This window comes from Nostoc sp. NMS4 (assembly GCF_017115095.1).
GTDB lineage: Bacteria > Cyanobacteriota > Cyanobacteriia > Cyanobacteriales > Nostocaceae > Nostoc.
Map to the genome: position 1 here is coordinate 1 of NZ_JABXKI010000149.1, position 19,082 is coordinate 19,082.

The following is a 19,082-nucleotide window of genomic DNA, read 5'->3' on the forward strand; positions in this document are numbered from 1 at the left end:
AACTCGATATTCTGATTGACGGGCCTTTTGTACAATCTCTGGCAATTAATTCTCCTAATTCTCCAGTTTCTTCTAGCAATCAACGGGTTCGTGTGTTAAACCCAGCTTTCCAAGACCAGATTACTTGGGCTAGCGATCAGATAGAAATCCACATCCTCAAGGATGGTGGCCGCATTGTCACTGGCTATCAAGGTGGACTTGAACTAACGTAGTGGGGCATTAGTTCTGAGCAGGGCTATTTCATTCTCATCTAGTCCGCCTCAGAATGAATTCTGAGTCTAATAGCGAAAGTCGTCTAAAGACGACTAAGACTCATGTTATAGTCCGTTTTAACGGACTTTAGCTAAAAACCAAAGAACTTCAGTTCTGGGCGGTTTCTGTCTAGAATGAAATAGCCCTGAGTTCTGAGTGCTTGCTGAGTTCTGAGGCTCGACGTTGACCTTTTGAGGCTCAACTTTTTACATTCCTGTCCCTTATCGAAGAAAAGCTATAAATGCAGCTTTCTTTGGGACAGATTATATTTAAAAAAAATACATATCTAAATTTGACTAGACCATTTCAGACAATTTTTACTGAACATCGCGTATTTTGGGCTGTTTTACTTTTGAGTGCAGCGCTGGTGGTAACGCTAGCACTGTCGCTTTCTCAAGGAGCAGTACCCTTAAATATGTGGGAATTTTGGCAAGCCATACTGCACAAAGGCGATCCGGTTAAACAGACAATTCTTTGGGATTTGCGTCTCCCGCGGATTACGGCTGCGATCGTTGTCGGCGCAGCCTTGGGAATGTCAGGAGCGCTGCTGCAAGGAATGTTACGTAATAGTCTTGCTGATCCATTTATTTTGGGTATTTCAGCAGGTGCAGGATTAATTGTGATTCTGATGATTGTCTGGCAAATATTCCCGATCGCAATTCCTTTAGCAGCATGGATGGGAGCTATTTTAACTTCTGCGATCGTTATTTTACTTGGTCGTTCGGGGTCGGGAATTTCGGTTGAGCGATTAATTTTAGGCGGAGTGGCGGTGAGTGCTTTATTTGGTGCTGTACAAAGCACATTGCTGCTTTTAGCTGAAGATGGGCAAATTCAAATTGCGCTCAGTTTCTTAGTTGGTAGTCTCAATGGCCGGGGTTGGCAAGAAATTGCTACGACTGGCCCTTACATCATCGTTGCATTGATTGGGGGATGCTTGCTGGCGCGATCGGTAAACGTACTGGCTTTGGGAGATGATATGAGCGTGAGTTTAGGCGTTTCGTTGACGCGATCGCGCCTGTTAATTGGGGGTGTCGCCACTCTCTTAGCCGCAGGTGCAGTCAGCATCAGTGGCTTGATTGGATTTGTTGGTCTTGTTGTCCCTCACGGTGTCCGCCTGATCGTTGGTACAGATCATCGCTTTGTTTTACCACTTTCCGCCCTTGCAGGAGCATGGTTACTAACTTTTGCAGATTTACTCTCTAGACTAGGAGCAGTAGAACTACCAGTAGGTTCCGTCACTGCCTTGCTGGGTTCACCTCTATTTATCTGGTTACTTTATCGTCGTTCTGCTGGGTTTAATAAATTTTGAGCTAACACATTTCGCTACGCTCACTTGTTCGGAAAATTCACTAAGTACCCTACTTTCTTATCTTCCCTCTGCCTCACTTCTCCTGCGGAGACGCTGCGCGTAGCTTGACTTGCAATGGGAGCGGTCTAAGTCGTAACGGGAGGGTCTACCTTGCAACATTACTCAGTAATTGCGGCGTTTTAAGTTAGGCTAATTATTCGGTCAAAATACAGGAGCGTAGGCGCAGCACCCCATAGGTAGACATAGCTTCACCAATACCTTTGAGAATTGTTTCCAGCTAAAAAGAAAAAACCCGCCGTAGCGGGTTACACAACAAAACTATGAACAATGAAAACTTGATTTAGCTGGAATACCTCATTTCAGCTTCCAGTTGACGAATCAGCTGTTCGTCGCCTTTTGCTCTGGCTATTTCCAAGCGATGCTCTAGGCTTTTTTGAATATTCGCTCTGTGAGCTTCTCGTGATTTGCTCACACTTTGTAATCTATTTTGACTCATACTAATTTCCTGCTTTAATTTTTCGCTTTATGTCTTGTATTGTTAACATAACACATATTTTGTAGCTGTTGCTACAGAAAAATATTTATTTATATAATTTCGACCAAAATATGTATAAAAGCCAGATCGGTGAACAAGCACTCATAACTTTACTGAGCGATTTCGGCGATCGCGATGTTTATGTAGGCATAATCAAGGGAGTCATAGCCCAAATTAACCCCAGACTGACGGTGGTAGACTTAACGCACCAAATTCCGCCGCAAGATATTGTTGCAGCCAGGTTTAGCCTGATGAATGCTTATGCCTATTTCCCCGTTGGGACAGTGCATATAGCAGTAGTAGATCCGGGTGTGGGAAGTAAGCGACGAGCGATCGCAGTAGAATTTGCTCAAGGGTTTTTGGTCGGCCCAGATAATGGTATATTTAGCGGCGTACTCAGTCTAAGTCCTGCGATCGCCGCCATTGAATTGACAAATCTTAATTATTGGCGCACTCCTCAACCAAGCAAGACTTTTCACGGTAGAGATATCTTTGCAGCAGTGGGAGCTAATCTTGCTAGTGGTGTCTCTCTCAAACAGCTCGGACAAGAAATCGAACCAGCAAGTTTGGTAAAGCTGGATATAGACGACTGCAAGCAAACAACCACTGGTGTAGTCGGTTGCATTCAATATATTGACTACTTTGGTAACTTAGTGAGTAACATCCCAGCGAGTTATGTGCAAGGCAAAACCTGGTATGTGCAAGCAGCTGGGTTGACTATACCAGGCTGTGAAACTTACAGTGATGTCAAAATGGGAGAGATAATAGCTTTAGTTGGCAGTCACGGTTGGATAGAAATTGCCATTAATAGCGGCAATGCTAACTCACAGTTGCAGTTAGATTGGCAAGAACCGCTTGAAGTCGTGTTAACTTAAATACCACATTTCGTAAGTGCCGCATCCAGAGAAACATCAAAGTTATATCCTCTTTCCACCGTTGGTAAATGTCCTGGGGGGAAAGTTTTAAAGTTTGGTTCCTTGCCAGGTTTATACTCGTATCTTTTAGTTTGCTGATTATAATTCCACTGAATCAGCCACTCACCTGTTAAAGTTTGCCATCCAACCGCGTCATACATCTGGCGATAATCGTTTTTTTCTCCCCTCAAAATCTTTTCTTGAGCGCTAAAGCCCAACTTCCCGTCACTGGCTGTACTCCACAGCTTGTCAATGGTTTTCAAATCGACACACGAAAGTGCATTCATTTCATCTTTGCCAATAGCACCCTCGGCTTGTGCCTTAGTCCCTGCAACATCTAGCATTCTCAGGTAAGTTTCTCGATCCGCTGCTTGCCAATCTTTGCTTTCTAAATATTTCTGCAACTGGCTGTAATCGACATTGCGGGCTGTGGTGATTTCTATTTGCTTCAATGAGCTAGAATTAGTAGTTATGTTAGCTAAATCAGTCTTTTCTGGGCTTTTGGTCTCAGACTTAGACCGTGTTAACGAATATCCAATCCAGCCCAAAACAGCAAATATACCGATAAGACTTGCTGTGATTAGTAAAGTTAATACCAGAACAGTCTGATTATTCTTTGCCATTTTTGGATTGCTTCTGATTACTTTGAATGCCCCAGGTAGAATTTAGTCTAACCGTTACCAGATGATAGATGTATATTTTAGCTTTTTTTGATAATTGTCAAGATTAATACATATAGAAAACAATCGTTATCAGCCAACTATGACTATACAAACACTCTCTACACCAGAAGTTTATCAAGGTCAGTTTGGGGAATTTACAATTACTCAGAGCGATCGCATTGGTGTAATTATCTACCGTGCTGGATTGATGGTAGCAGCACTGAGCTTTGCGATCGGCAGCGCTTTGATTTTACTCAACAATAACCCAACTGTTGTAACTACACTGACACCTCTATATGCTTGTTTTAGTCTCGCTCTTGGTGTTAGTTTATTTACTATTCATATTTACATGGCATCATTGCACCGAACATTGCAAATTTTTTGGGCGATCGGTAGTATAACATCAGTGATTTTGGCGATCGCTAGTAGTGAACCTTTGGTTCTTACTGTTTATAATCAGCCAATTACCTTATTTGGAGTTGGTTTTATCTTTGTAGCTTTGACAGGGATTTATTTTAAAGAGGCTTTTTGCTTCAATCGCCTAGAAACCAAAATATTAACCCCAATAGTACCGCTACTATTGTTAGGACATTTAGTAGGAATTTTACCAACTCAAGGAGAAAGTATTTTATTAGGAACTTGGGCAACGTTATTTTTGGTGTTTGCCTTGCGAAAAACAGTACAAGCAATTCCTGCTGATATTGGAGATAAGTCTGTGTTTACTTACTTGAAAGAACAACGTTTAGCTAAGGCTTAATGCAGAGAAAAAATCGTCAGTGTCAAAAATTTCCCAAAATCAAATTAATCAAACACCAAGAAATGTGGACACTTACGGCTCAGGGGTGGGCGATTGCGATCGCTTTGATTGCTTATTTAACATTTTTCATTTTTACTCACATACACTCATTTCTCGCCGTAACTTCCCCAATCGAATCAGCAGAAGTATTAGTTGTTGAAGGATGGCTACCAGATTATGCTATAGAAAAAGCTTTGACTGAATTTAAAAACGGTTCTTATCATCAAATAATTACTACCGGAGGCACATTAGGAAAAGGGAGTTATCTTACCGGATACAATAACTTTGCAGACGTATCAGCCGACACCTTCATAAAACTTGGTTTAGAAGCCGAAAAAGTAATAGCTGTTCCGACACCTTTCGTAGTTAAAGATCGTAGTTATGCATCTGCTGCTGAATTTTATCGCTGGCTATCCACTTCAAATCTAAAGATAGAATCAATTAATCTTTTTTCCTTAGACGTTCATGCTCGTAGGAGTTGGTTTCTTTTTAGAAAAATACTTACACCTCATATTAAAGTTGGTGTGATTGCTGCCACAACGCAAGATTACAATCCAAGCAAATGGTGGGCTTCTAGCGAAGGTGTACGGACAATTCTTGATGAAGGTATAGCTTATCTTTATGCACGGTTTTTGAATTGGAAAGCCTAAGAGTGTAATTCGTAATTCGTAATTTCCAGATCGCCAACAACTTTTACAAGCCGGGGATATAGCTCAATACAGTTCAGTTAAGAAATTTTTTCCTTCTCTTTCTTTTCTCTGTGTCCTCTGTGCCTCTGCGGTACCCTACGGGAAGCCGTTAGCGTAGCGTCTCGTAGAGAAGCGTCTACGTTAAAAAAATGACTTTGGCAAAGACTACTAGCCTTAACCCAAGCGTATTGCATTTTAGAGTTTTCAATCTAAAATCTAAAATGGTATTACTTACTCAAGATTTGTAATAATGCTTGCCGATAAATTTTCAGACCCTCTGCATTCAGATGGTCGCCATCACTGGTTAAATTTTCTTTAAGAACATTATTTTCATACAATGGTGCTAGTCCGGCGGCAGCAACTGGCACTTTTTCGGTTTCACCAACTTGATTAATCAAAACATTAATTTGTTCAACTTTAGGAAGTGGCGCTGATACAGTTGGATCTAAGCTTGCTGCAACTGTTGAATAAAAAGCCGGAATCAGAAAAATCTCTTTAGTTCCCATTGTGCGGATAAGTGCGATCGCTTCTTGCAGATTTTTGCTAAATAATTCATCACTAATACCATACCAAGCATCGTTTCCACCTATGGCAATAATGGCTTTTTCGCATTTCACCTTGGTAGGAATTAAACTTTTTAGTTGTTCTAGTAATGAGATTGAACTTAGACCATTTAACCCAAAATTAAAAGTACCACTGCCAAGAGTATTACCAAGTCCAGCCGAAATAGAATCGCCAAATAAGCAACCTGAAAACTGTTTATCCTGGGCGGCGAGTGTCTGATATTGTAGGGCAATTTTCCCTAAAGGTGAAGAACTTACATCATCTTTCGGCGGCGCATCGGCAGAACTAGAAGAGGAATTTGCCATACCGACTAGCTTCTGAATTTTTGACACATCAATAACTAGTTGATTACTGGGATAAGCTGCTAGAAAGCTGGTTATTCCTAAACCTTCGGGCGATCTTGCTCCTAAGATAATAGCCGATCGTAGTGCTTGTATACTGGCTTGATCGCGGCGAGCGATCGCAACGGATGCAAAAGATAAAGCTTGCTTGCCCATTCCGGTGTTTATCAGCTTATCTAAAGCCACAATATCAAGCGACATTTTCACCTGAAGGGCTTCTTGAAACTTCTGTTTCTCCTTAGCGCTGAGGTAATCTAGAAAAGATTTCAGATCGCCAGAAACCTTTTGTGTCTTATCATAGTCGCGTATATCTGCCACCGGGATCGATTGCTCAAACAATCCATACCTGACGGTAACTTTTTCAGCTGCCAAACTAGGCAACAAACCAAGTCCACTATGCACCAGTAAAAATATTAAGCACCCAGATAGGCTGATTAAAAGACGATAGAAATATTTCATCACAGAACATAAAAAGATAGTCAATAGTTAATAGTCAAGAGTCAAGAGTCAAAAGTCAAGGGAAATTGCAAAAGAGGATTTGTAGAGACGGCGATTCATCGCGTCTTCTTTTCGCCATCAACAGCCAACCCTAATTTGGGAATACTCAATCCAGTGGCGTGAGGATAGAACGGTGGTAGAAGAAGGCGCATATTGGCTAGCTTGGGCGCAAATTTCGGGTATTGGTCCGGTATTACTGCGACGGCTGCAACAGCATTTTGGCACGTTAGCAACTGCTTGGAACGCTACCAAGGTAGAGTTAGGAGAAGTGGAGGGTTTTGGTTATCAAACACTAGAAAAAGTAGTACAACAGCGATCGCGTCTACACCCAGAACAACTATTCATTAAGCACCAGCAAGAAAACCCCCATTTCTGGACACCAGCAGACGCAGATTATCCCCGCTTACTGCTAGAAACTCCTAGTCCACCGCCAATTTTATACTATCGTGGTGAAGTCGAACTCCAAGAAAATCTCGGACAAAAACCAATGGTTGGGATTGTTGGAACCCGTCAACCCTCAGAATACGGTATCCGTTGGACTCGCCAAATTAGTACAGCTTTGGCTAAAAATGGCTTTACAGTCGTTTCTGGTATGGCCGAGGGAATTGATACAGAAAGCCATATCGCCGCCATGAAAGCAGGTGGACGGACGATCGCAGTTTTGGGAACTGGTGTCGATGTCATCTATCCCCATAAAAATCGGGATTTGTACAAGCAAATTTTGACGGCTGGGTTAGTTGTGAGTGAGTACCCCACAAAAACCCCACCCGATCGCACTCACTTTCCCCGTCGTAACCGAATTATTGCAGGTTTAAGTCGCGCCATCCTGGTAATGGAAGCGCCGTTAAAATCTGGTGCTTTAATAACAGCTACCTACGCAAATGAATTTGGTAGAGATGTCTATGCCTTACCTGGAAGATTGGACGATTATCCATCCCAAGGGTGCTTAAAGTTACTCAGTCAGGGAGCAACTTTCATTCTTAAAGAACTAGATGAACTATTAACAATGCTAGGAGCAATACCACAAATTGATGCAATTGAGGCTTCCACAGCACCAGAACAGTTAAGTTTGCCAACTTTATCGCCAGAATTGCAAACGGTAATGGATGCGTTTACAAGTGAAGCTTTATCCTTTGATTTTATTGTCCAACAAACCGGCATGGCTGCTGGCTCAGTTTCCGGCGCTTTATTACAGTTGGAACTTATGGGTTATGTTTCGCAATTACCAGGGATGCGGTATCAAAAAAGTTAAGAGTTAAAAGACAACAACTTTAGTTTAAGGACTTCTAACAAATAAATTACCCAATTTATTCAGATAATATTTTTCTTTTCCTCCTGCTCCTCTGCCTACACAACGATTGATTATTTTTTTATTAGAGGATGTTTGAAAAGTCCTGTTGTTGGTAGCAAAAAGTTTTAGATCCCCCTAAATCCCCCTTAAAAAAGGGGGACTTTGATTCCGGTTCCCCCCTTTTTAAGGGGGGCTAGGGGGGATCAAGAGGTGCTGAAAATCACAGCTAACCACTTTTCAAACAACCTCTTAGAAGTTCCTTATCTACACCCCTTGTTCTTCTACTGTCTTGCTTTTGCGCTTGCTTGTTCGTTGGCTTTTTTGTTTGCCATTGTTTAATTTTTCTCGTTCTGCTCGAATTCTTTCTAGTAATTCTGATGCAGGTTCATCATCGGGATCTTGGGGGACGAGTTCACCCCGGAAGGCTTTGGCGAGAATTGATTGATTGAGTTGATCTAAATTGGTTTTAGCTTTCTGATATTGCTGTTCAATGGTGTCAGCAGATTTAAAAAGTTTTTGAACTCGTCCGATAATTTCTTCCTGTTCCTTATAAGGTGCAATAGGAATAGGTAATTGAGCCATTGATTTTGTATTAAAGTGTATTAATGCAACACCTACTTGCTTCTCATTTACATGAGAACGTGCCACAGAGTTCATATAGTAGGAACCGTAATAAGGAGTGATAGCTTTAGGTTGTTTTACAATCACTAAATCTGAGCAATTAGCTTCTTTTAAATTATTAGGTATGACGCAAGTAATTCCTACACTCCCAGACCTAACAACAACTAAATCACCTGGCTGCAAACTTGACTTACTTAACTTTTTATGAAATTCTTTTGAAATATACTGTAGCCCTATTGGGTCAAATCTATTCTCACGAACGTTTTGAGAACGTAAAAAAGGTATTCCTTCAGATATATACTCATCTTTCATAGAGCCAACATGACCAACTGTAACACGCTCACTAACTTGCTCAAATGTTGTCCAATGCCAACCTTTAGGTAATTCTTCTAATTCACTTTCAATTAATAGATTAAGTTCGTTATGTTTTAGTTGATTTTTTGTTCTGTCTCGTTTTTCTTGTAAAGTCCTCTCCAGCAAAACTGAAGCAGGTTCAACATCTGGGTTTTGTTCGCGCCAGTCGGCTGTTAAATCGCCTCGAAAGGCGGCAGCGAGGACGGATTGGCGAAAGCGATCGCACAATTGGGGTATAGTCTCTAGCGCTTCCTTGGCTCGTTGAGTGCGATCGTTTAATTCTTCAATCTTGGCAACAATCCGCTTTTGCTCATTGAGTGGTGGAAGGGGAATAAAAAGTTGTCTTATATGGTTTAGGTTAACTCTTGGGCGCGTTGTTCCCTTGGTATATGTCTGTAATTTACAAATAACAACTTGAGAGTTTATTACATAAAGTATATACTTTTTTAGAGCAAATTTTTCACTGATTCTTACTCTAACAATATCAGCAACAATTATTCCTTTATTAAGATTATTGGGAACAAGGCAAGCCTTACCTAAAGGTTCTCCTAATTTTGTAATAATAATATCTCCTTTTTCAAAACTATGTCTGTCTAGCTCTTTAGCTTTGTCAAAGCTAACAAACTTAATATTCTTTTCAATAAATACATTTCTATCAACGTTTTGTAACCGAATAATTGGAACCCCAGTATCCAAATACTCAGACGCTTTAAGGTTTGAACCGAAAGGGCCATCAACAATATCACTTTTAGGATTTAGGCATAAATCTTCTAAAGTTGTCCATTTCCAACCTTCAGGTAATTCTATTAATTCATCACTCATGTAAACTACAAACTCTCTAACTCTTGTACAAACTCTTCTGGACTTAACTCAATCTCTCTAAGAATTTCCCGAATTAAGGGACGGGCAATATCTCGACCTTTGTGACGAGGAACTGTTGTCGTTCTACCATCGGGATGTCGATAAAAAACGTGACTGCCTTTTTGTCTGACTGCTTCAAAACCCAAATTTAGCAAAAGCTTTTCCATTGTCTGATAATTGACAATTGGCAGTTTGCTCATGCACTTACCTCAATTTGTTGAATTCCCACAAACCGGGGTAACTCGTCTAAATCATTACCATACTCAGCCAAACAAAGCTCAATTACTTCTTTTAAATTTTCCTGTAATTCGTCTAAACTTTCTGCTTGAGTATGCGCCCCTGGAATCCCTGGAACAATCCCGACATATAACTTTGTGGCTGAATCGTATTCTACGTAAGCGGTAAACGTCTTCATAACTTGTTAAATCTCATCCTGTTGTGAAAGTCTCTCTAGTTTCATATTCTCCTTGTTCTGGCCGTTTTAGCGGTTCTCCTACCCAACCACCAATTACCTCTTCAAAAAAACCAGAGTTCCAGCCTTTACCTTCAGGAGTCGTAGGTTGAATTTTATCTTTCTCTTGTAACTTGGTTTTCAAGTGAAGAAATTCCACAAAATCTAAAACTTCCTCTTGTTTGTCTTGTGGAAGAGAACGCCACTTTGTTAATAACTCTTGTTCTGGACTCATTAAAATTCACCCACTATTACTTTCTGTCAAACTCATTTTGATGGGTAGAGAGCTACAGTGTACACACAAGTAGAATTACCCCCCTCAATCCCCCCGATGCATTGGGGGGAAGCCGGAAATCCAGTTCCCTCCCCTTTGCAAGGGGAGGGTTAGGGTGGGGTAATTTTATTCTAAGGTTGACAACCCCACGGAAGCACTGACAGCCTCCGCCGCTTCTTCACCTTCTAGCAATATCATCAAAGCTTCCATCTCCTTGGTTGCAATTCGCAGCTTTTCCATAATCTCTGCGGCAATTATCTCCGGCTCTGGTAAATTATCGCCCGATCGCAAGCTATCATCTCGCAGCCAGGAAATATCCAAATTTTCGTTACGTTTGGTAATCTGCTCTCGCGTAAAGCACCGGAAACGCCCATTTTCTCCCAAATCGACACGCAGACTATTGCCATTGGGTTCATCTCCATAGCACTGCTCAAACTCAGAGAAATGCCCACGAGTCAAGGGAATACGTTTACCAAAGCTGGGCATATTGGTACGCATATCGTAAATCCAAACTGCTTTGGTGTTGCCTTTCTCTGTTGTGCCACGCTGGAAAAATAATACATTTGTCTTCACACCTTGGGCGTAAAATATCCCAGTGGGCAATCTTAAAATGGTATGCAAATTACATTTAGCCATCAAGTCAGCCCGAATTGCCCGCCCTTGTCCATCTTCAAACAATACATTATCTGGCAAAACTACCGCAGCCCGTCCCCCTGGTTTGAGGGTTCTATAGATATGTTGCAAAAATGCTAATTGCTTGTTTGAGGTGGGATAAGTAAAATCATCCCGCGAAGGTAGTCCACCTCCTTTTTTTGTCCCAAAGGGTGGATTAGTCAGAATTACATCAGCTTTTGCTAGTCGCTGTCCCTCTGCGGAAAGGCTATCACCCAAATCTACAGCCCCTTCAATTCCGTGTAACATCATATTCATCAACAGCAAACGGTGAGCATCTTGCACCAACTCCATGCCATAAAACGCCTGATGTTGCTGGAAAGATTGTTGCGCTTCTGTCCACTCGAAAGGATCGTGGTATTGTCGAATATAGCGATCGCTTGCAATCAAAAACCCTCCGGTTCCAGCTGCCGGATCTTGAATTAATTCTCCTGGTTGTGGCTTCAATAAGGAAACCATGCAATCAATTAACGGTCTGGGTGTAAAATATTGTCCTGCACCAGATTTCTTCTCGTCGGCGTTTTTCTGTAATAGTCCTTCATACAAATCGCCAAACTCGTCTCGATGTTCTGAAAACCAGTCCAATTCATCAATACTGGTGACAAGCTTCTTAAGAATGCGGGGTTGCTTGAGGGAAGTTTGAGCATTAGCAAAAATCGCCTGTACTCGCAAAGATGAATTCTCCGAACCCAACATCAGTAAGAGTTTTCTATAAGATGTTAGTTGCTCTACCCCATCTTGAGTAACCAAGTCGTCCCAGCGATAGCCTTGTAATAATTGCGCCTCCGCCCCCGTTTCTTGCGCCATCTTTAGGAATAGCAGATAGGTTAATTCTGTAACATATTGCAGATAAGTAACGCCGTCATCTCGCAGGACGTGGCATAAATTCCAGAGTTTTTGAACAATATCGGTAGTAGCGGTCATAGTAGATTTTTTTCACGCAGAGGGGATGAGAGTAGTAGACGTAGGGTTTTACCCCACCCTAACCCTCCCCTTTACAAGGGGAGGGAACTAGATTTATTTCTTTCTTGTTTCCCCCCAATGCATCGGGGGGATTAAGGGGGGTAATTACACCGTAGCCACGAATTATATCGGGATGAGAGTAGTATACGTAAGGTTTTACCCCACCCTAACCCTCCCCTTGTAAAGGGGAGGGAACTAGATTTATTTCTTTCTTGTTTCCCCCCAATGCATCGGGGGGATTAAGGGGGGTAATTACACCGTAGCCACGAATTATATCGGGATGAGAGTAGTATACGTAAGGTTTTACCCCACCCTAACCCTCCCCTTGTAAAGGGGAGGGAACTAGATTTATTTCTTTCTTGTTTCCCCCCAATGCATCGGGGGGATTAAGGGGGGTAATTACACCGTAGCCACGAATTATATCAAATCGCAACATCCCAAAGACTCTCATGAATCTTGATCACAATATTCTCTAATTCTCCACCGAAAACCTTATTTAATCGCTCGAATCCGCCGCCTTGACTTTTAAACTCTCCTTTATCAAAGGCTTCGCAATCAACAATTATTTCCGCTTTGAGTTGCTTCCCAATCCGTTCCAACCATTTGCGTTGCGGTGTATTCCAAGGTTGACTCGCTAGAATTTTTTTCATAGCGCGTTCAACCCGTTCACCGTAAGGAATTAAAGCATCACCCAAGGCCGCTTGACGAATAAAGCCGATAATTGAAGCGGCAATATCTTCATTAGTCGTTTCTCGCCATGCCGTTTGTAAGCTGGTTTGAGAATATCCAGCTGCATCAAGCTGCATTCGCAGTTCTTTAAGTTGCGTCCTTGTTAACTCACGGGGGCGCTGTGTGACAACAATCAGCGCCGGAATTTTATTCATGTTCTCTAGCAAAAAGGCTCTAAAACTTTCTAGATAATCTTCTGGACGTGCAGCACTGCCATAACCGCGTTCAATTGAGACTAATTCATCAAGATGATGGGAAATTAATATTGGCTGAGTTCCACCATCTCGACGGTCAAGAATTTGCGCGATCGCCTTTTTATCTCGAAACCATTCCCGAACTTGTTGTATTGTACTTTGTTTGAGGTGAGATCCAATATTTTCTATTGGCATTTGCGCGATCGCTTCTAATTGTTCGCGGTTACTGTCGCTTAAATGTCTACGTTGGCGTTGCAGTTTGGCTAGCAGTTGCTCAATCACTATCTCGACAGCATCAGTGTTAACTATCTCTAACTCTTGCAGTAGTTGGGTAAAGGTAATGTTAGGATTAACTACAATGGGTTTCATCGTGGAAACAGGTGCGATCGCTTCATATAGCCGCACGGCATCAAAGATATGAAAGACTTCTTTCCCAATTTCATCACAAAGGCGGGTAGCCCTTCCCACCATCTGCTCGTAGAGAATCCGAGAATTGACTCGGCGAATAAACACAAGATTACAAATCGCCGGCACATCAATCCCGGTAGTTAATAAGTCTACGGTTACAGCAACTTTCGGATTAACTTCATTACGAAACTTGCGAATCAACTCTAAGGGCTTATCTGCATTCCCAGTAATTTTGACCACAGCATCATCTTCAACGCTGTCATATCTATGCTGAAACGTCTGTTTAAGTTGGTTAACAACAATATCTGCATGAGCATCAGTGACGCAAAAGATCAAGGTTTTTTCTGGTAGCGAGGGGTCAATATGTCGCGCCAAGGCTTCACAGACGACGCGATTAAATTCCTCAGTCACAACTTTGCGGTTAAATTGCTCGACATCAATCCGCACTTCATCAGGGGCATGAACTAAATCAAGTTCCCCTGTTTGGGGATTGAAAAACTCCATCTGCTCACCAGCATTCCATACCATTCCCTCTTCAGAAAGCTTTGTTTTAATTTGAAAGGGCGGCTCATGGTCAATTAACCAACCATCAATCACAGCTTCCCGATAACTGTAGATGTAGACAGGTTCACCAAAAATTTCTGTAGTATGTAGCGCTGGAGTTGCGGTTAAACCAATCTTAACTGCGTCGAACTGCTCCAAAACCCGCCGATATTTCGACACGTAATCGTTAAAATCCCGAAACTCTAATTCTGTATCACTTAAATCTCGATCTAATAAATAGCCCCGGTGACACTCATCTATAATAATACAATCATATTGATCGGGTGTAACCATTGTACCATCAACAGGGTAGAGAACCCGCTTGACCATACCCTGCACCGTGGTAATGTGAACTTTAAGATCGCGATCAAATTCAGTGTTGTTGCGATCGCTAATTTCAAATATATCAGCGAAACTTTGCAGGTTTTCCATGCGAGAATCTTTAAAGGCGTTAGTGGTTTGCTCTTTTAATGCGGTGCGATCGACTAAAAACAACACCCGGCGAAACCGCTTAGTTTTCAGCAGCCGATAAACTAAACCAATGCAAGTTTTAGTTTTTCCTGTTCCTGTTGCCATCGCTACGAGTAATTCTCGTTGTCCTCGTGCTAAGGCAGACTCTACCGCTTGAATGGAGCGAATTTGATAATCCCGCAATTTCAAACCATAGCTAAAACCTTCTTGGGCTAAACGAGTTACTGCCTGGTCAACATCTTGAGTTAAAATATCAAGTAATCCTTGAGGAGAGTGCCAAGTAGGTAGACAGACGCGAAGATTAGTCGCTCGCCGCAAATCACAAAACCAGATGCCACTCTTAGTTAGAAGTTGCTGTAAATATGGTCGTCCGTTAGTTGCAAAGACAAATGGAACCTGATAATTTTGCCACAGCCCACCTGCAAAAATTTCTCCCGCAATTTGGAACCCTTCACTATATCGTTTAGCTTGGTTGAGCGCACCTTCAGAAACATCTTTACTCTGCCGTTTAGCTTCCACTACTCCGACAATTTGTAAGCCGCAGAATAACGCATAATCAGCCCGTCCATTAGCGGTGGGATACTCAGCTATTGCTAAATTTCTTCCCTTTTGAGGACGCACACCATTTTGATAAGTCAGTTCTTCGGAATCTGCTTCCCAACCGGCTGCCCGTAGTTGAGCATCAATTAGTCTGCGTGTCTCTCTTTCATCCAGCAGTACGCCACTTTCCGCCACTTGAGCTTGAGTAATGGTTTGCTGAATGATTTGCTGAGTCTCACTTTTGGCTTGAGCCTGAATTTCTGCCAGGTGATTTAACACCTCCTGCACCTTAGACTCTGCTTCCCGTGCTAAACCTTCGGCGGCACTTCTTTGCAGCATCTCAGCTTTGGCTAATGCTTGTGCTGCCTCAACCTCCGAAAAATTCTTTTGTACTTCATCTCGCAGGCGTTCTAACTCGGCTTTAAGTGCCTGTGTCTCTATTTTGGGGTCAGGTGGGGGAATAAACGCGCCTGGGTCAAAATTGCGATGGTTACTAAATGAGCGATGAAACCAAATTCCCAACTCACGCGCATATTTCAGCCCACTTAAAGCCGTGCGTTGATTGCCAGAAAGCTCATGAGTTGCCTGATTGCCAATTTTTCGTAACTCATGGAACAAGCGATCGACTTCTCCTTTAATTAAACCGCGATCGCGCAACCGATTTAGCAAATTAATCTGCCGTTCATCCGCTACCTCATAAAGTCCAACGTTGGCTGCTGCTAACTGAGCCAGCAATTCCCCAAACTGTCGCAACTTAATTAAACAAGTATTGGGGTCATCTGCAAAATATCGTTCAGCTAGAGCGCCTAATCGTACAAGTTGCGTATCGTGGACTGCAAGAAATGAGAAGTTTAATGATGGCATATTTGGTAACACTTACTGCACGGAGTTATTAGTTAAACTCTAGGCCACAACTAGGGTTTACCCCACCCTAACCCTCCCCTTGTAAAGGGGAGGGAACTAGATTCCCCCCTTTACAAGGGGGGATTAAGGGGGGTAATTAAACTTGTGTGTACACCGTAGCCAATAAACGGGGGGTAATTAAACTTGTGTGTCCTTAGAGGAGAGGTGTTATGGACTTTTACAAGAAGTCTAATGACCAATAACTAATCAATTCATAAGTTCATTACAACAATTGTTGCAATGATTTAAACGTTTCTTATACATGGAAGAGTATTTGTTGCAAAGTATTAAGCATTTGCTACAACTGATTATACTTTTGCAAGAAATACTTAAGCGTTTCTTATATATGGAAGAGCATTTGTTGCAAAGTATTAAGCATTTGTTGCAACTGATTATACCTTTGCAAGAAATACTTAAGCGTTTCTTATATATGGAAGAATATTTGTTGCAAACGTTTGAATTTTGACAATTAGTGTTTGAATTTGAGCAATGACTATTTGGTTGATAGTTTCGGCTATAGCAATCCTATTTGATTTGCAAACAGAAATTGTAACTTGAATTGCGATCGCCAGTCTCTACGGAGTATACTTTGTGGTTTTAATTCAGTGCAACGCTAGTTTCCCCTGCTCCCTGCCTGATCCCAACGAAACGCCGACCTACTTATCTTGGGGGATAATATTGTGGATTAACAACTGGAGATTGATAACCGTTTGTGGGTACTGTACTTCCCATACCGTTGGGTATAGGAGTGACAACAGGAGGCTGATAAATGCTCATGGGCGCAGTTGTTGTGCCGTTGGGTAGAGCCGGATTCGCAACCTGGGGCTGATAACCATTTGCGGGTACTGTGTTGGTAGTAGCGCCAGGTGTTACCGGATTTTGGCTAAACTCTTGGTAGGCTGCACGAGAAATTGAGCTAATCAATTTTTCGGCACGAGGATCGTTTTCTGGGCGTTGTACCATGACGGAAGCTATATAGCGCTTGCCGGTAGGAACAACAATTAAACCTGCATCTGCCAACATTGTGCCGATATCACCCGTTTTGTGGTATGCTCTTGCACCTGTTCCCAAACCTGATGGTAGCAGGGTGTCCCTTTGGGTGCGACGCAAGATATCCAGCATGAGATCGCGTGATGGCATACTGACTAAATTTCCCTGACTAACGATCGCCATTAAATTCCCTAGTTCCTTGGGACTAGTGGTGTTTGTCCCTTGCAAATCTGGGAGTTGATTACGAATTGTTGTGGCTGTCAATCCCCAACTACGGAAACGCTGGTTTAAAGCGTCCATTCCTCCTAGTTTGGCAATCAGCATATTTGTTGCCGTGTTGTCGCTGATTGTAATCATTTTGGTGACAACTTCCAAAGCAGCGTACTGGGTTCCCGGTGGTTTGTATTGCAGATTTCCCGAACCGCCAGCTACCATATCTTGTTGCATGGTCAGCATTTCATCTAGGCGAATTTTCCCCGCGTCCACATCCTGAAAAAAGGCAATCAGAATCGGCACTTTAATCGTGCTAGCCGCCGGAAAACTAGTAGAGCCATTGATATCTACATAATTACCAGTATCCAAATCTACTAAGAAAATTCCCGGTGTGAGATTTGGGTTGGTGGTTGCCAAATTTTGCACGGCACTTTTCAAAGAGGTAATTTCTTGAGATAGGTATAGACTGGAAGCTGCGTTAGGAGGAGTTTGGCTAGGTTGTGGCTGCGATCGCGCCAGATTAGTAACATTACTATTAGATTGCGATGCCGAATTTGTGCTGATGCGATTGGCTGGGTCTAACACTGACAATACAGTGCCGACAATTGCACCCATCCCAACACCCACAATCAATAACCGCAAAACATACAATACAGTTTTGGCCATTGGCTTTAACCGGGTTTTCCGCGATGAGCGTCTGCCTGTTTTTGGCTTTTCCATCCGCACTGTTTTAACCATCACAGCACCTGGTCGGAAGGGAGGAATTTTCCCCTTTATACTAGGTATTGGTTTTACTGCCGTTGGCATGACTAACCCCGATTTTACCCTACGTGTAGCGCCAGGGATTGGGGGAGGACTGATTTGATTTTTTGGACGTGCTAGCGCCCCTTCTCGTCCATTCGTAGCTGGCTGCTGGCTGTTAGCTTTAACTCTCTTTTTTACCACCTTTTGAACTTTTTGTGGCTGCTGGCGGCGATTTAAGGGTTCACGCCGCGAGAAAGCTGTTAGTTCGCCACTTGATTCTGACACCGTTACTCCTTGTGACCCACTTGACTGTTTTCTTGCAGACTCTTGACCCCAAATTTAATCTTTAAGCAATATTAATACTCAAATTCCACTTTGCCACTAAGTAGCATTTTTGTGTTTAGTTTAAGCCATATTAATTATTTTGGGGGGATGATTGCGTATATATTAAACGAATAATTACAAGTTTTCACTATTCTTTTGGTTTTTCAAAGCCCATTCTACCTGCTGCAAAATTCCTCGCAGCATGGCTACCTCCCCAGTTTTCAAGTGAGCGCGATTATACAATTGGCGAAATTTTCCCATGCGACTGGCTGCCGTATGGGGATAGACATAACCAATTTTCAGTAATAGTGATTCTAATTGCTGGTAGTATCCTTCCACAACATCTAAAGGTGCAAGTTCCTTTTGGGGTAGGGTTTGAGTCTCAGGTTGCTGGGCGCATTGTGACAATTCATAACAACAGATTGCGACAGCAGTAGCCAAATTCAGGGCGACATAATCTTGACTTGTGGGAATGCCAACAAACCTCTGTGCATAATTTAATTCTTCATTGCTTAATCCTCGGTCTTCTCTGCCAAAAATCAGTGCAGTGGGTTTTTCTGGTTCCTCCAGTAACCAGGGTAGTGCAGTGCGGGGATTTTCTAAGGGTGTTTCCCAACTGCGAACGCGACCAGTAGTAGCGATCGCCCGGACACATCCATGCAATGCTTCTGGTAAGGTCGCCACTAATACCGCAGATTCTAAAATTTCTTGACCATGAACAGCCATCATCAAAGCTTCCGTCGAGAACGGATCGCATTGGGGGTTCACTAATACTAAATTATATAGACCGAAATTTTTCATTACTCTAGCGATCGCGCCGATATTTATCGGCCCAGCTGGTTCTACCAACACAATTCTTAATCCAGCCCAGCCCATTTTTTGCCTCCTGCGATCGCACCAGATAATACAGGCTAATTTTCAGCGTTATACTTATGCTGAAGAGTTTCCTTGAAATCATTTTAGCGGTGTAAGTGAA

Annotated in this window: 16 protein-coding genes and 1 pseudogene; 6 read left to right on the plus strand and 11 right to left on the minus strand. The window is 42.4% G+C overall.

Annotated features, from left to right (window positions below):
* Both HWQ37_RS12400 and HWQ37_RS12405 read left to right on the plus strand, forming a co-directional pair.
* A pseudogene (locus HWQ37_RS12400) lies at positions 1-212 on the plus strand (radical SAM protein); the annotation flags it as partial.
* Between the two features lie 281 nt (positions 213-493).
* Complete coding sequence (locus HWQ37_RS12405; protein ID WP_292747630.1) at positions 494-1,561, plus strand: FecCD family ABC transporter permease; 1,068 nt, start codon at positions 494-496, stop codon at positions 1,559-1,561.
* A gap of 340 nt (positions 1,562-1,901) precedes the next feature.
* Here the strand turns inward: HWQ37_RS12405 and pirA are convergent, their stop codons facing one another.
* Positions 1,902-2,057, minus strand: a complete 156-nt coding sequence (gene pirA, locus HWQ37_RS12410) for an arginine synthesis PII-interacting regulator PirA (protein ID WP_292747632.1) — start codon at positions 2,055-2,057, stop codon at positions 1,902-1,904.
* Between the two features lie 110 nt (positions 2,058-2,167).
* Here pirA and HWQ37_RS12415 point away from each other — a divergent pair, with 110 nt between their 5' ends.
* Positions 2,168-2,971 (plus strand): SAM hydrolase/SAM-dependent halogenase family protein, encoded by an 804-nt coding sequence (locus tag HWQ37_RS12415; protein WP_292747635.1) that lies wholly within the window; start codon positions 2,168-2,170, stop codon positions 2,969-2,971.
* Here HWQ37_RS12415 and HWQ37_RS12420 read toward each other — a convergent pair.
* A complete protein-coding gene (locus HWQ37_RS12420; RefSeq protein ID WP_292747638.1) occupies positions 2,968-3,633 on the minus strand; it encodes a GUN4 domain-containing protein in 666 nt (221 codons plus the stop codon). The two genes, HWQ37_RS12415 and HWQ37_RS12420, sit on opposite strands and share 4 nt — an antisense overlap.
* Before the next feature lie 139 nt (positions 3,634-3,772).
* On the opposite strand from HWQ37_RS12420, the gene HWQ37_RS12425 reads away from it, so the two are divergent.
* Positions 3,773-4,429, plus strand: a complete 657-nt coding sequence (locus HWQ37_RS12425; protein ID WP_292747641.1) for a DUF2301 domain-containing membrane protein — start codon at positions 3,773-3,775, stop codon at positions 4,427-4,429.
* Positions 4,429-5,118, plus strand: coding sequence for a YdcF family protein (locus tag HWQ37_RS12430; RefSeq protein WP_292747644.1), 690 nt, complete (start codon positions 4,429-4,431; stop codon positions 5,116-5,118). Before HWQ37_RS12425 ends, HWQ37_RS12430 begins: the two co-directional genes overlap by 1 nt.
* Positions 5,119-5,384: 266 nt before the next feature.
* Here the strand turns inward: HWQ37_RS12430 and HWQ37_RS12435 are convergent, their stop codons facing one another.
* On the minus strand, positions 5,385-6,545 hold the full coding sequence (locus HWQ37_RS12435) for an alpha/beta hydrolase (protein ID WP_292747647.1): 1,161 nt from the start codon (positions 6,543-6,545) through the stop codon (positions 5,385-5,387).
* A 148-nt stretch (positions 6,546-6,693) separates the two neighbouring features.
* Between HWQ37_RS12435 and dprA the strand changes: the two genes are divergently transcribed.
* Positions 6,694-7,812: a DNA-processing protein DprA gene (dprA, locus tag HWQ37_RS12440; protein WP_292747649.1), complete on the plus strand. Its 1,119-nt coding sequence runs from the start codon at positions 6,694-6,696 to the stop codon at positions 7,810-7,812.
* 303 nt (positions 7,813-8,115) lie between these two features.
* On the opposite strand, the gene HWQ37_RS12445 is transcribed toward dprA, so the two are convergent.
* From HWQ37_RS12445 to HWQ37_RS12480, 8 genes are all read right to left on the minus strand, one after another.
* Positions 8,116-9,648 carry a restriction endonuclease subunit S gene (locus HWQ37_RS12445; RefSeq protein ID WP_292747652.1) on the minus strand — a complete coding sequence of 511 codons (1,533 nt, stop codon included), beginning with the start codon at positions 9,646-9,648 and terminating at the stop codon, positions 8,116-8,118.
* A 5-nt stretch (positions 9,649-9,653) separates the two neighbouring features.
* The gene (locus tag HWQ37_RS12450) at positions 9,654-9,887 is read right to left on the minus strand and encodes a type II toxin-antitoxin system HicA family toxin (RefSeq protein ID WP_292747655.1); all 234 of its coding nucleotides are present in this window, start codon (positions 9,885-9,887) and stop codon (positions 9,654-9,656) included.
* A complete protein-coding gene (locus tag HWQ37_RS12455) occupies positions 9,884-10,102 on the minus strand; it encodes a type II toxin-antitoxin system HicB family antitoxin (RefSeq protein WP_292747657.1) in 219 nt (72 codons plus the stop codon). The genes HWQ37_RS12450 and HWQ37_RS12455 overlap by 4 nt, the downstream gene beginning before the upstream one ends.
* Before the next feature lie 13 nt (positions 10,103-10,115).
* On the minus strand, positions 10,116-10,373 hold the full coding sequence (locus HWQ37_RS12460) for a DUF2281 domain-containing protein (protein ID WP_292747660.1): 258 nt from the start codon (positions 10,371-10,373) through the stop codon (positions 10,116-10,118).
* 165 nt (positions 10,374-10,538) lie between these two features.
* Positions 10,539-12,008, minus strand: coding sequence for a class I SAM-dependent DNA methyltransferase (locus tag HWQ37_RS12465; RefSeq protein WP_292747662.1), 1,470 nt, complete (start codon positions 12,006-12,008; stop codon positions 10,539-10,541).
* A gap of 461 nt (positions 12,009-12,469) precedes the next feature.
* Positions 12,470-15,796 (minus strand): type I restriction-modification system endonuclease, encoded by a 3,327-nt coding sequence (gene hsdR / locus HWQ37_RS12470; RefSeq protein WP_292747665.1) that lies wholly within the window; start codon positions 15,794-15,796, stop codon positions 12,470-12,472.
* A 699-nt stretch (positions 15,797-16,495) separates the two neighbouring features.
* Entirely contained in the window at positions 16,496-18,067 is a 1,572-nt protein-coding gene (locus HWQ37_RS12475) for a serine hydrolase (RefSeq protein ID WP_292747668.1), read from the minus strand.
* A gap of 174 nt (positions 18,068-18,241) precedes the next feature.
* The gene (locus HWQ37_RS12480; RefSeq protein ID WP_292747670.1) at positions 18,242-18,982 is read right to left on the minus strand and encodes an RNA methyltransferase; all 741 of its coding nucleotides are present in this window, start codon (positions 18,980-18,982) and stop codon (positions 18,242-18,244) included.
* Between the last annotated feature and the right edge of the window lie 100 nt (positions 18,983-19,082).

Excerpts from the sequence above, each read along its gene's own strand:
- hsdR (WP_292747665.1), bottom strand. The coding sequence starts at position 15,796 with ATGCCATCATTAAACTTCTCATTTCTTGCAGTCCACGATACGCAACTT.
- HWQ37_RS12455 (WP_292747657.1), bottom strand. The coding sequence starts at position 10,102 with ATGAAGACGTTTACCGCTTACGTAGAATACGATTCAGCCACAAAGTTA.
- HWQ37_RS12480 (WP_292747670.1), bottom strand. The coding sequence starts at position 18,982 with ATGGGCTGGGCTGGATTAAGAATTGTGTTGGTAGAACCAGCTGGGCCG.
- HWQ37_RS12460 (WP_292747660.1), bottom strand. The coding sequence starts at position 10,373 with ATGAGTCCAGAACAAGAGTTATTAACAAAGTGGCGTTCTCTTCCACAA.
- HWQ37_RS12415 (WP_292747635.1), top strand. The coding sequence starts at position 2,168 with ATGTATAAAAGCCAGATCGGTGAACAAGCACTCATAACTTTACTGAGC.
- HWQ37_RS12465 (WP_292747662.1), bottom strand. The coding sequence starts at position 12,008 with ATGACCGCTACTACCGATATTGTTCAAAAACTCTGGAATTTATGCCAC.
- pirA (WP_292747632.1), bottom strand. The coding sequence starts at position 2,057 with ATGAGTCAAAATAGATTACAAAGTGTGAGCAAATCACGAGAAGCTCAC.
- HWQ37_RS12430 (WP_292747644.1), top strand. The coding sequence starts at position 4,429 with ATGCAGAGAAAAAATCGTCAGTGTCAAAAATTTCCCAAAATCAAATTA.
- HWQ37_RS12405 (WP_292747630.1), top strand. The coding sequence starts at position 494 with ATGCAGCTTTCTTTGGGACAGATTATATTTAAAAAAAATACATATCTA.
- HWQ37_RS12425 (WP_292747641.1), top strand. The coding sequence starts at position 3,773 with ATGACTATACAAACACTCTCTACACCAGAAGTTTATCAAGGTCAGTTT.
- HWQ37_RS12445 (WP_292747652.1), bottom strand. The coding sequence starts at position 9,648 with ATGAGTGATGAATTAATAGAATTACCTGAAGGTTGGAAATGGACAACT.
- HWQ37_RS12420 (WP_292747638.1), bottom strand. The coding sequence starts at position 3,633 with ATGGCAAAGAATAATCAGACTGTTCTGGTATTAACTTTACTAATCACA.
- HWQ37_RS12450 (WP_292747655.1), bottom strand. The coding sequence starts at position 9,887 with ATGAGCAAACTGCCAATTGTCAATTATCAGACAATGGAAAAGCTTTTG.